This is a genomic window from Allokutzneria albata (genome assembly GCF_900103775.1).
In the GTDB taxonomy this organism is placed as follows: Bacteria; Actinomycetota; Actinomycetes; order Mycobacteriales; family Pseudonocardiaceae; genus Allokutzneria; species Allokutzneria albata.
Map to the genome: position 1 here is coordinate 596,437 of NZ_LT629701.1, position 11,558 is coordinate 607,994.

10 protein-coding genes are annotated in these 11,558 nt (G+C 71.1%); 4 read left to right on the forward strand and 6 right to left on the reverse strand.

Translation table 11 applies throughout. The features are described 5' to 3' along the window. The first annotated feature begins 244 nt into the window (after positions 1 to 244). Positions 245 to 2,377: an AfsR/SARP family transcriptional regulator gene (locus tag BLT28_RS02795; protein WP_052408185.1), complete on the forward strand. Its 2,133-nt coding sequence runs from the start codon at positions 245 to 247 to the stop codon at positions 2,375 to 2,377. A 75-nt stretch (positions 2,378 to 2,452) separates the two neighbouring features. Beyond that, positions 2,453 to 3,817, forward strand: a complete 1,365-nt coding sequence (locus BLT28_RS02800; RefSeq protein ID WP_156051798.1) for a cation:proton antiporter domain-containing protein — start codon at positions 2,453 to 2,455, stop codon at positions 3,815 to 3,817. On the opposite strand, the gene BLT28_RS02805 is transcribed toward BLT28_RS02800, so the two are convergent. Together BLT28_RS02805 and BLT28_RS02810 are read right to left on the reverse strand one after the other, a co-directional pair. After that, positions 3,792 to 4,058: a hypothetical protein gene (locus tag BLT28_RS02805; protein WP_156051800.1), complete on the reverse strand. Its 267-nt coding sequence runs from the start codon at positions 4,056 to 4,058 to the stop codon at positions 3,792 to 3,794. The two genes, BLT28_RS02800 and BLT28_RS02805, sit on opposite strands and share 26 nt — an antisense overlap. Before the next feature lie 41 nt (positions 4,059 to 4,099). Next, on the reverse strand, positions 4,100 to 4,951 hold the full coding sequence (locus BLT28_RS02810) for an SDR family oxidoreductase (protein ID WP_052408186.1): 852 nt from the start codon (positions 4,949 to 4,951) through the stop codon (positions 4,100 to 4,102). A gap of 40 nt (positions 4,952 to 4,991) precedes the next feature. Between BLT28_RS02810 and lnt the strand changes: the two genes are divergently transcribed. After that, on the forward strand, positions 4,992 to 6,560 hold the full coding sequence (lnt, locus tag BLT28_RS02815) for an apolipoprotein N-acyltransferase (protein WP_197683959.1): 1,569 nt from the start codon (positions 4,992 to 4,994) through the stop codon (positions 6,558 to 6,560). A 43-nt stretch (positions 6,561 to 6,603) separates the two neighbouring features. Next, positions 6,604 to 7,374: a polyprenol monophosphomannose synthase gene (locus BLT28_RS02820; RefSeq protein WP_030433425.1), complete on the forward strand. Its 771-nt coding sequence runs from the start codon at positions 6,604 to 6,606 to the stop codon at positions 7,372 to 7,374. Positions 7,375 to 7,450: 76 nt separating this feature from the next. On the opposite strand, the gene BLT28_RS02825 is transcribed toward BLT28_RS02820, so the two are convergent. The 4 genes from BLT28_RS02825 to BLT28_RS02840 all read right to left on the reverse strand — a co-directional run bounded on the left by BLT28_RS02825 (position 7,451) and on the right by BLT28_RS02840 (position 11,484). Next, positions 7,451 to 7,798, reverse strand: coding sequence for an RNA polymerase-binding protein RbpA (locus BLT28_RS02825; protein ID WP_030433426.1), 348 nt, complete (start codon positions 7,796 to 7,798; stop codon positions 7,451 to 7,453). 807 nt (positions 7,799 to 8,605) lie between these two features. After that, positions 8,606 to 9,016, reverse strand: a complete 411-nt coding sequence (locus tag BLT28_RS02830) for a hypothetical protein (RefSeq protein WP_030433427.1) — start codon at positions 9,014 to 9,016, stop codon at positions 8,606 to 8,608. A gap of 89 nt (positions 9,017 to 9,105) precedes the next feature. Beyond that, positions 9,106 to 10,047, reverse strand: a complete 942-nt coding sequence (locus tag BLT28_RS02835) for an ACP S-malonyltransferase (protein ID WP_231950592.1) — start codon at positions 10,045 to 10,047, stop codon at positions 9,106 to 9,108. Positions 10,048 to 10,059: 12 nt separating this feature from the next. Further along, positions 10,060 to 11,484 carry a class I adenylate-forming enzyme family protein gene (locus BLT28_RS02840; protein WP_030433429.1) on the reverse strand — a complete coding sequence of 475 codons (1,425 nt, stop codon included), beginning with the start codon at positions 11,482 to 11,484 and terminating at the stop codon, positions 10,060 to 10,062. Positions 11,485 to 11,558: the final 74 nt, after the last annotated feature.

The following is an 11,558-nucleotide window of genomic DNA, read 5'->3' on the forward strand; positions in this document are numbered from 1 at the left end:
CGGCCGAGCGTGTTGGTCCGAAAGGTCGCCGGGTATCGGAGAATTCGATATCTGGCTTTCTGTTTCGAAGTACGCCGCAGAACGGTCGAGACGTCGTTGTGACGGTTCTGTTGCCCCAGTTCAGAATGTGTGTAACCGTTATCAGGGATACCTCGGGAACTTGTCGTCAACCACCTATTTCAGGCATCTCGCCCGTGCTTAACTGCATGCGCACACACCAGGTTTCCCGAGAACTGGGGGTTCAATGGGCGACCGCTTGGAATTCACCGTGCTCGGACCGCTCGAAGTGCGGTCGGGCACCGGCCCCGTTCCGATCAGCGGCCAGCGGCAGCGCACCGTGCTGGCCATGCTGCTGCTGTCGCCGGGCCGGGTGGTCTCCGTCGACAGCCTGGTGGAGGCGGTCTGGGACGACCGGCCGCCCGCCACCGGGCGGACGCAGATCGCGATCTGCGTCGCCGGGTTGCGCAAGGCGTTCAAGGCCGCGGGCTGCGCCGACGACGTCATCCTGACCCGGGCGCCCGGCTACCTGCTGCTGCCCGAGGCGCACAGCATCGACGCGAGCGAGTTCGAACGGGAGCTCGACCAGGCGCAACGCCTGGAGCAGGGCGGCCGCCACGCCGAGTCGGTGCGCTGCTACGCGGCCGCGCTCGGCCGGTGGAACGGGCCCGCGCTGTCCGGGGTGACCGGGCGTTTCGCCGAGTCGGCCGCCGCGCGTCTGGAGGAGCTGCGGCTGACCGCCTACGAGCAGAGCGCCGCGCTGCGCCTGGCCGAGGGCGAGCACCGCGAGCTGATCGGCGAGCTGACCGGGCTGCTGCGCCAGCACCCGCTGCGCGAGCAGGTGCGGGCGCACCTGATGCTGGCGCAGTACCGCAGCGGCAGGCGCGCGGAGGCGCTGGAGACCTTCCGCGAGGGACGCGCGCTGCTGATCGACGAGCTCGGCCTGGAGCCGGGCAAGGTGCTCAGGGAGCTGCACGCGGCGATCCTTGCCGACGACCCGGTGCTCACCCCGGTCGCCGCGGTCGGCGCTCCCGTGCGGGTCAAGGCCGGGGTGGTGCCCGCCCAGCTGCCGCCGAGCACCGCGCGGTTCACCGGGCGCACGGTCGAACTGTCCACTTTGGATGATGTGCTTTCCGTGCGTGGCAGCGCTTCCATGCCTTCGGTCGGCTACGTGACCGGGATGCCGGGGGTGGGCAAGACCGAGCTGGCGCTGCGCTGGGCGCACCGGGCGGCCGATCGCTTCCCGGACGGCCAGCTCTTCGTCGACCTCTGCGGGTACGACCGGGACCGGGCCCCGCTGTCCTCCATGGAGGTGCTGGCCGGGTTCCTGCGCGCGTTCGGCGTCCCGGACGGCGAGCTGCCCGTCGAACTGGGCGAGCGCGCCGCGCTGTACCGCAGCCTGCTCGCGGGCAAACGTGTGCTCGTGGTGCTGGACAACGCCGCCTCCTACGCCCAGGTCCGGCCGCTGCTGCCGGGCAACCGGGAGTGCTGTGTCGTGGTGACCGGCCGGGACCAGCTGCCCGAGCTGGTCGGTGGCCCGGGTTCGGCGCGCATCCGGCTGAGCCCGTTCGGCGCCTCGGAGTCCGTCGAGTTCGTCCGTCGCGCCCTGCCGGTGCTCGAGCGTGAGGACGCGGCGGGACTCGCCGAGCTGTGCGACGGGCTCCCACTGGCGCTGAGCGCGGCCACGACGCGGTTGCTGGCCAAGCCGCATTGGAGCGCCACCCGCCTGGTCCGGATGTTGACCGACGAGCGGCGCAGGCTGGACGAGCTGAGCTGTGACGAGCGCGGTGGCCTGCGCGCGGCCTTCGAGTCCAGCTACCTCCGGCTGTCCCCGGAGGCCGCACGGCTCTACCGCGGTCTCGGCACCCTCGACGTGCCGCACGTCGCGGCGTGGGTGGGGGCGGCCCTGCTGGACTGCACGGTGCCCGAGGCGGAGAAGTGGCTGGAGGAGCTGCTGGACGCCAGCATGCTCGACGTCCGACTGTCCGATGTGGACGGATCGGTGCGCTACCGGCTGGAGCCGCTGCCGCGGATCTTCGCGCGGGAGTGCGCGCTGCTGCAGGAGTCGCCCGTCGAGCGCTCGGCCGCGACCGAACGCGCTTTCGGCGCCTGGATGGACCTGGCGAGCGCGGCCGCGGAGCTGGCCGAGGGCACCGCGACGGTGGCCACCGACGCACTCGGCAGGTGGCTGGCGCGGGAGGAGATCGCCGCGCTCGCCGAGAACCCCTTGGAGTGGCTGGAGATCGAGCGCGACGCGGTGCTCGCGGTCGTGCACCAGGCCACCGGCATGGGACTGGTGCTCTACGCGTGGAACCTGGCCACCTGCGCGCAGAAGCTGGACCGGGACCTCACCGCGGTGTTCAGCGAACTCGCCTCATAGCGCGGCGATAACGAGAAGAAATGCGCCTTCGCCAGGGTTGGGTCGGCCGCGACCACCCTGGCGAACGGACTCGGGATGACCCTCGAAGCGAGCAAGAAAGCACGACGGCACGCCGTACCGGTCGGCGCGGTCGGCAGCCTCGTCGCGCTCGGCGTCGTGCTGGCCGTGTGGGGGCCGGAGCTGTTCACCGGCGAGACCGGCCCGCACGGCGGCTTCGACCCGATCGCCCGCTTCCTGCTGGCGGTGGCGGTCATCGTGCTGGTCTGCCACCTGATCGCCGCGCTGCTCGGCCGGTTCGGCCAGCCCCCGGTGGTCGGGGAGATCCTCGGTGGGCTGCTGCTCGGCCCGTCGGTGTTCGGCCTGCTCTGGCCGTCCGGGCGGGCCTGGCTGTTCCCGGCCGAGGTGCTGTCCACGCTCCAGGTCACCGCCCAGCTGGGTCTGGTGACCTTCATGTTCCTGCTCGGCTGCGAACTGCGGCTGGACGAGGTGCGCAGGCACCAGAAGACGGTGTGGATCACGGTCGCGGGCAGCATGGGGCTGCCGTTCCTCGCCGGGGTCGGCGTCGCACTGGCCGCCGAGGGCATGATCGCCGGTCGGTTCGGCAGCACCACGGCGTACGCGCTGTTCTTCGGCCTGGCCATGTCGATCACCGCGCTGCCCGTGCTGGCCAGGATCCTGGTGGACCTGCGGCTGGAGGACACCGCGATCGGCAGGCTGGCGCTGACCTGCGCGGCGGTCGGCGACGGCGCGGCGTGGGCGGCGCTGACCGTGCTGCTGGCCCTGACCGGGCTCAGCGGCAGCGGCTCGGTGGAGGCGGTCGTCGGGATGGCGGCGGCGTTCATCCTGGTGACGGTGCTCTGCGTGCGCCCGGCGCTGGCCGCGGTGGTGCGCCGCTGCGAGCGGACCCCGGCGGGTGAGCAGCTGCTGCTGCCCATGCTGGCCGCGGGCGCCATCGGCTTCGCCTCGCTGAGCCAGGTGATCGGCCTGCACCCGGTGATCGGCGCGTTCCTCTTCGGCGTCGTCGTGCCCCGCGACTCGGCGGCGGTGGAGCGGATCAGCAAGCAGCTCCAGGGTTTCGCCGTCACCATCCTGCTGCCGCTGTTCTTCGCCGGGGTCGGCCTGAGCACCTCGCTCGGCCTGCTCAGCGGCACCGGGCCGTGGCTGCTGTTCCTCGGCATGCTGCTGGTGGCCTCGGTGGTGAAGTTCGTCGGTGCCGGGGGCGGGGCCAAGCTCGCCGGGATGTCCGCACAGGACTCGCTGAAGATCGGCACCCTGATGAACTGCCGCGGCGTCACCGAGCTGGTGATCGCCACGATCGGCCTGCAGTACAAGCTCGTCAACGAGCTGGGCTTCACGGTCCTGGTGCTGATCGCGCTGATCACCACCGCGGTGACCGGTCCGCTGATGCAGCTGTTCAGCCGAGGTGCAGATCCCCGTTGATGGTGTTCGCCTGGACCACCGTGCCGGTGACCTCGCCGCCGACCACGTTGCTGGTGCCGGTGTGCGCCTGGGGCTGTGCCGGCCGCATCGTCCACGCCGCGACCACCGCGGCGGCCAGGGTGAGCACCGCGACCGCGATCCACGCCCACATGTTCGAACCGAGGTCGGTCGCGATGTTCACCGAGATCCCGACCCCTGTGGTGACCACCGCGACGGCCAGAGCCGTCAACCATCGCCGCATACGCCCGACCATAGCGGCCCCACCGCAACGCACCGAATGACTCATTCGGTGCGAGAGCCCAGGGCGTTGAGCACGCGTTCGGCGCGGTCGCGGGCGGTGTCCTCGAGGTCGCCGTTGGGCAGCGCGTACAGCTCGTCGTTCTCCACGGCGCGGAGGATGCGCTGCACGGCGGTGGGAGCCGGGATGGCGGTGTCCACGAGCGCGCGCATCTGGGCGAGGAACTCCTCGACAGAGCGCCCGGCGGGCAGACCGCGCGCCAGCGACTCGTAGATCTCCGAGCCCGGCTCGGCGCCGGGAGCGGCCAGCAGGTCGGCGACCAGCGGCGTGTCCACGAAACCGGGACAGGCCACGGTGACACCGACCGCGGACCCGGCCTGCTCCAGTTCCGCGGCGAGGATCTCCGACACCGCGACGACGGCGTGCTTGCTCGCCGCGTAGGCGCTCTGTCGTGGCGCGCCGGACAAACCGGCCAGCGAGGCGACGTTGACCACGTGCCCGCTGCCCGCCTCGATGAGGTGCGGCACGAACGCGCGGATGCCGTTGACCACGCCGAGGAGGTTCACGCCGATGACGCGGTCCCACTGCTCGGCGGGCATCTCCCAGACGGGCTCGCCGCTGCCCCGGATACCGGCGTTGTTGATCACCAGGTCCACTCGGCCGAAGGTGTCCAGGGTCCGGGTGGCCAGGCCGGTCAGGACGCCCGGATCGCTCACGTCGCCGGTCACCGCGATGGCGCGTTCGCCCAGTTCGGCCGCTGTTCGCCGGACCGCGTCCCCGGCGAGGTCCAGCAGGACGACGGCGAGGCCGCGCGCGGTCAGCTCCGCCGCGAACGCCGCCCCGATGCCCTGCGCGGCTCCGGTGATGACAGCTACCTGACCCGACTCGATGCGCACCCCCGAAGTGAAACACGAACGGGGTACGTAGGGTGATGCCGTGGCTGCTCCCGCCGTGACGCCCGAGGCGCTCGCCGACCCCGCGCCCGCCCGGCGGTACCCGCGTTCGGTCGCCGTCCGCTCGGCCGGTGCCGTCCTGGCGGGCGGGCTGCTCTACGCCAGCTCACCGCCGCGCGAGCTCTGGTGGCTGACTCCGATCGCGTTCGCGCTGCTCGCCGCGGTCCTGTGGGGCCGCAGGGCGCGGGCCGGGTTCGGTTACGGCCTCCTGTTCGGCCTCGCCTACCTGCTGCCGCTGCTGCTCTGGCTGGAGCACTTCCTCGGCTCCGGGTTCGGCCCGTGGCCCTGGTTGACGCTCAGCCTCGTCGAGGCGGTGCTGATCGCCGTCGCCACCACCGGCATGGCCGTGGTCAGCACGCTGCCGCTGGCCCCGGTGTGGATGGCGGCGATGTACGTCTCCGGGGACGTCCTGCGCTCCTCTTTCCCGCTCAACGGCTTCCCGTGGGGCCGGGCCGCGTTCACCCAGACCGAGGGCCCCTACCTCGCACTCGCCTCGCTCGGCGGCTCCGCGCTCGTGGGCTTCGCCGTCGTACTGACCGGCTGCGCGCTCGCCTCGCTGGCCCGGGCCCGGCTGCCTGCGATCGCGCTGGTCGTCCTCCCGCTGGTGGCCGGGCTGCTGACCTGGCCGTCGGTCGGTGTGGTCGCGCAGAACGGCATGGTGACCGTGGCCCTCGTGCAGGGCAACGCGCCGGACGCCGGGCTGGCGCTGATGGAGCGGATCGGCGAGATCCGCGCCAACCACCTCGCGCGCACCCGGCAGCTGGTCGAGGACATCCGGGAGAACCGCGTGCCGCGGCCCGACCTGGTGGTCTGGCCGGAAACGGCCACCGACCTCGGCCGCTCGCCCGCCCAGGACGCCGAGCTGGACGAGGTGCTGCGCTCGCTGGGCGTGCCCGCCCTGATCGGGGCCCGGCTGACCAACGCGGACGGCAGCACGAGCAACGTCAGCGTGGTCTGGTCGCCGGTCACCGGCCGCGGCGCGGTCTACGCCAAGCAGGAGCTGGTGCCGTTCTCCGAGTACGTGCCGCTGCGCTCGGCCGCCCGGTTCTTCACGCCCTTCGTCGACGGCTTCCGCGATATGACGCCGGGCACCGGGATCAGCTTCCAGCAGGTCGGGAAGGTCCCGCTGGGCGTGGGCATCTGCTACGAGGTCGCATACGACCGGGTGCTCGCCGAGGCCACCGCGGCCGGGGCGCAGCTGCTGGTCGTGCCCACCAACAACGCGTGGTTCGGGCGCACCGAGATGACCGAGCAGCAGCTGGCGATGTCCCGGCTGCGCGCCGTCGAGCACGGGCGTGCGGTGCTCGTGACGGCGACCAGCGGGGTCAGCGCGGTGGTCATGCCCGACGGTTCCGTCACCCGCAGGACTGAGCTGTTCGACTCAGACGTCCTAGTGGCGGCGGTCCCACTGCGGTCGGCGACTACGCTGGCCACTCGGCTCGGTGGCTGGCCGCAGGGGATCGTGGTGGCCATTGCGGTGGCGGCCCTGCTCCTGGGCGCGGCCTCGGCGCTGCGGCGCCGTTCCGCCGCACGGGCCGGGGCGAACGGCTAGCGAACAACGGAAACGCCGGGTGTGTCCGGCGGGGAGGAAGCGGATGTCGGACCAGCGCGACAGCGTCGACGGTGATCTCGGCCGGGTGCTGGTGGTGATCCCCACGTACAACGAGCGGGAGAACATCGGGCCCATCCTGGAGCGGCTGCACAAGGCGCTGCCCGAGACCCATGCGCTGGTGGTGGACGACGGCAGCCCCGACGGCACCGGCGAGCTGGTCGACGAGATCGCCGCCGAGGACGAGCGGGTGCACGTCCTGCACCGCACCGAGAAGGCCGGCCTCGGCGCCGCCTACGTCGCGGGCTTCGGCTGGGGTCTCGAGCGCGACTACGGCGTGATCGTGGAGATGGACGCCGACGGCTCGCACGCGCCGGAGGACCTGCCCCGGCTGCTGGAGGCGCTGACCGACGCCGACCTGGTGATCGGCTCCCGCTACATCCCCGGTGGCAAGGTGGTCAACTGGCCGAAGCGGCGGTGGCTGCTGTCCAAAGGCGCCAACACCTACGCCAAGCTCGCGCTCGGCGCCCGGATCAACGACATCACCGCCGGGTTCCGCGCCTACCGCCGCGAGGTGCTCGAGAAGATCACCCAGTCCGATGTGGAGTCGCTGGGCTACTGCTTCCAGATCGACCTGGCCTGGCGCACCGTGCTCGCGGGCTTCCGGGTGGCCGAGGTGCCGATCACCTTCGTGGAGCGGGAGATCGGGGTGTCCAAGATGGGCGGTGGCATCATCGGCGAGGCGCTGGTCCGCGTGGCCCAGTGGGGGTTCAAGCACCGCGCCTCCCAGGTGAAGCGGTTGTTCACCAGGTCCTGAAGGCACGCAGACACGCAGAAAGGCCCGTCCGGGCGGGAGAACCGGACGGGCCTTTCGCGTCGGTGGTGCTGCCGGGTCAGGCGCTGGAGCGCGTGCGCCGCCCGCGCAGCTCTTCCAGCCGCTCGCTGAGCAGCTCCTCCAGCTCCGCGATGGAACGGCGCTCCAGCAGCATGTCCCAGTGGGTGCGCGGTGGCTTGCTCTTCTTCTGCTCGGGCTCCTTGCCGTCGATCACCTTCGACTCCAGCCCGTGCAGGCGGCATTCCCAGATCGCCGGCAGCTCCGCGTCGTCGGCGAAGGGAACGTCGAACTCGTGCCCCTTGGGACAGGCGAACCTGATGGTCCGGCGTGGTGCGAGGTCGTGGTCCCGATCAGTCTCGTAGCTGACCGCCCCGAGCCGGCTGCCCCGCAGTACGCGGTCGGCCATGACGGTGTCCTTTCGCTCGGCTCAAGGCCGCCCGCCTTGAGTGTCGTGCTTACTGAGTGCAACGACGGAGGAGACTCTGTCGTTCCCGTTCTGGTTAATCGGTAGCCCTGAGTGATGTAGTTCACCGGTCAACCAGGGCCACACATGTAGGGATGTCATCGCGCGGCAGGTGTGACGCGTTATCCGCCCCTTCAGCTACGGGTCCACCCAAACGGGGGAACCCTACTGCAAAAGTTGCGAGCTGGGTGAGGTGTAGTTCGCCAAACTGGACTGCTCGCGCCCGGCAATCCTTAGTGCGTTTGGGCTACAGCCGTTAGTTCTCATCACCGAGCGTAGTGGTTTGCTCGCCCGCAGCCCTTCTACGCTCCGTGTCACCGGCTGCGGGTACCTCGTCGGCAGGGGCCGTTAACCGTCCCGGAACGCCGCGCACCCGATCGTCGGTGCGGAAACCGCCGCGTGTCGTCCATCGGTCCCGCCCCCCGGGTTAGTCCGGCGCGGAGCCGATCGGGCGTCCGTCCTCCGGGATTGTGTCCGAATCCCTGTCGCATATGACCCCGCCGGTGCCGAAGGAGCAAGCGCGGTGACCATCATGTGACCGGACGGCGACACCGTCCACTGTGGTCACTTCGGGTTCACGGCTCCGCCGGCACTTCGAGGTTAACGCCGAGCGCACTGCATTTGTTCCGTGAGCGGGGATCCGCCCGTCTCCCTTGCCGGGCTTGTGGATTCCTGAAGACTCGCGCGAGGGTCGGTCGTGGGGGATCCCCCGGGGCGGGCGAAAGCCACCCTCGCCCGCGCTGCGCGGGGTCAGGCGTGGGAGGGGGTGCGCGCGAGCCGGGCGTGCCAGAACGCGAGCAGCAGGAACCCGGCCACGCCGAAGAACGGCGCGCTCTCCACGCTGAGGTCGGGGTGGACCGGGAAGGCGACCACGCCGCACGCGACGGCGAGCAGTCCGGCCAGCGCCGCGCCCGTCCGGTGGACCGCGCGGCTCCGCAGCAGCGCGCCGAGCGCCGTGAGCAGGACCGCGGCGAACACGAAGATCACGAACACGAGGAACAGGAGGAGCATCCTCCCGAAGCCGTAGTGGACGTCGCCGGGGGAGTGGCCCAGCAGCACGGAGGCGCTCATGCCGAACCCGCCGAGCACGCCAGGGACGCCGCCCGGCCAGGGCAGAACGGCGGCCGCGGTGAGGAGGGCGGCGACGGCGAGCAGGAGCACCGCGCCAGTATCGCGAACGTCCCTTGTGGACGATCGGATCAGGCGGGGGAGAGGGCCCCGGGGGCGATTCCGGGGCCCTCGCGGTCCGCTCAGCGGGAAACGACGTGTCGCCGGGCGGGGCGACGTGGGCGCATCGCGTCCTTCGGACCGACCGAAATGAGCTCGAAGTTCTTCTTCAGCGTGCCGAGGCGGTGGATCAGCAGGTCCGGGCCCGCCACGCAGAGCCGGGTGACGCCCTGCTCGGCCAGCGCGCGCGTGATGTGCCCCCAGTGCACCTGGTTGACCACGGAGTCGACCAGCATCGTCCGCACGTCCGCGCCGGTGGTCACCAGCGAGCCGTCCTGGTCGGAGATCACCGGCAGCACGGGCGCGCTGAAGGAGAAGCGCGGGTACACCTCGTCCTGCATGCGCTTGCGCAGCGGTTCGAGCACCTGCGCGTGGGCGGGTGGGCGCATCGTGGTCAGCGAGTAGCCGCCGAGGTCGCGCACGTGCTGCTTGAACCCGTCCAGGTGGCGCTCGGCCATGGTGACCAGGTGGACGTCCTGGTCGAAGTACGCGGAGACCTCGTGCCACTCACCGCGCCCGGCCATCCCGTCCAGCACCTCCCGCAGCTTCTCCAGCGGGGTGCGCACGATGAACTGGCTGACCACGTCCTGCTGTTCGGTGCGGTAGTAGTCGAGCTCGCACGCGGCCAGCTCGGCGGTCAGCCGGATCAGCTCGTCGAAGGGCATCGCGCCGGAGTACGCGGTCGCGGCGCGCTCGCCGAAGCTCGGTCCGACGCACAGTTGCGGGCGCTCGCCCAGAACCTCCTCGGCCCAGTCCGCCATGGCCAGCGAGTTGACCACGAAGGCGATCTGCGAGGCGGCGGTGTAGCCGTCGCCCGCCGAGCGCAGCGCGTCCAGCACCGAGTAGCCCAGCGCGGCGTCGGCGTCGGCCAGCCTGCGCCTGGCGAACGGGCTGATCATCATGAACCGGCCGACCTCGGAGAAGCGGGACGGGCCCATTCCGGGGAAGACGATGGCGGTGCTCACGGGTCGTCCCCCTCAGACCGCTTCGGCGACGGCGAGGACTTCGAGCTGCTTGCGGTCGAACTTGCCGTTGCGGTTGAGCGGGAACTTCTCCAGCACCGTCACGCGGTTGGGCTGCTCGTAGGGCGGCAGCACCGAGCAGATCAGGTCGCGCCAGTACCCGGCGTCGCGGCCCTGCTCGTCCTGGACGAAGAAGGTGAGGCTGGAGCCCCTGCGCTCGCAGGGCAGCGCGACGATCTTGGCGACACAGCCCTGCGCGGCCAGGCTGTGCTCGATGATCTCCGGGTGCAGCGTGTGCCCGTTGCGGTGCACGGCCATCTTGCGGCCCGCGATGAACAGGTTGCCCTCGGCGTCGAGGTAGCCGAAGTCGTTGGTCTTGTACCAGTCCCGCCCGACCGGCTCGATCGCGCCGTCGGCGTTGAGGTAGCCCTCCATCAGGTCCGGGTCGAGCACCTCGATCTCGCCGATCTCCCCGGCCGGCAGCACGGAGCCGTCCTCGCCGGTGATCCGCAGCTCCAGCCCCGCGACGGGCTGGCCCGCGCCGACCGGGTTGTCCACGGTGGCGAAGGCGACGTTGCCCATCTCGGTGCTGCCGTAGCTGTCCAGCAGCGGCATGCCGAAGGTCTCGACCGCGCGGTCCACCAGGCCGGGCTCCAGCGGGGCGGCGCCGCTGCAGAGCATGCGGACGTTGCTGAACTCGCCGACCGCGCTCGGGCGCTTGCCGACGATGTTGAGGATGCTGCGGTAGGTCGACGGCGCCGCGTCCACCACGGTGGCCCCGGTCATCCCGGCGATCCGCAGCGCGCGGTCCAGCCTGCGGTAGGGCGCGATCACCAGCGAGCAGCCGACCAGCCAGGAGATCAGCACCATGGACAGGCCGTACTGGTGGTTGAAGGGCAGCAGCGGCAGCAGCACGTCGCCGGAGTGGTGGCCGACGAGGTCGGCGTTGCGCCGCAGGTTGGTCAGGAACCGCCCGCCGTTCTTCACCACGCCCTTGGGCACACCGGTGGACCCGGAGGACCACATGATCAGCGCGTCCGGCAGCTGCTCCCACGCGGTGAAGTCCAGCCGGGAGTCGATCGGGGTGCGCCCGGCCGCGGCGACGGCCAGCTCGTAGGTGTAGACGACCTGCTCGCCGACCGCGATCGGGGCGTCGTCGTCGGCGATGACCAGCTTCACCCCGGACTGGCGGGTGGTGCGCTGCGTCTGGTCGGGCTTCTCCTGGTGGTCGACGAGCACGACCGAGGTGCCCAGGTGCATCAGCGCGAACAGGGCCGAGAGGTAGGCGACGGAGTTGTCCGCCTTGAGCAGCACGCGGTCGCCGTAGCCGATCCCTCGGTCGCGCAGCGCGTCGGCCACCCGCAGCGCGCCCTGCTCGAACTCGGCCGCGGTCAACACGGAATCGGGTGCGAAGATTTTCGCGGTCTTCCCGGTGGACATCAGTATCGAACTCCTTTCCTGGTCCTGATCGAGGCGGATACCCCTCGGAAGAAGAATCAGGTGATCCGTCGTTC

Excerpts from the sequence above, each read along its gene's own strand:
- BLT28_RS02795 (WP_052408185.1), top strand. The coding sequence starts at position 245 with ATGGGCGACCGCTTGGAATTCACCGTGCTCGGACCGCTCGAAGTGCGG.
- BLT28_RS02800 (WP_156051798.1), top strand. The coding sequence starts at position 2,453 with ATGACCCTCGAAGCGAGCAAGAAAGCACGACGGCACGCCGTACCGGTC.
- BLT28_RS02805 (WP_156051800.1), bottom strand. The coding sequence starts at position 4,058 with ATGCGGCGATGGTTGACGGCTCTGGCCGTCGCGGTGGTCACCACAGGG.
- BLT28_RS02820 (WP_030433425.1), top strand. The coding sequence starts at position 6,604 with ATGTCGGACCAGCGCGACAGCGTCGACGGTGATCTCGGCCGGGTGCTG.
- BLT28_RS02825 (WP_030433426.1), bottom strand. The coding sequence starts at position 7,798 with ATGGCCGACCGCGTACTGCGGGGCAGCCGGCTCGGGGCGGTCAGCTAC.
- BLT28_RS02840 (WP_030433429.1), bottom strand. The coding sequence starts at position 11,484 with ATGTCCACCGGGAAGACCGCGAAAATCTTCGCACCCGATTCCGTGTTG.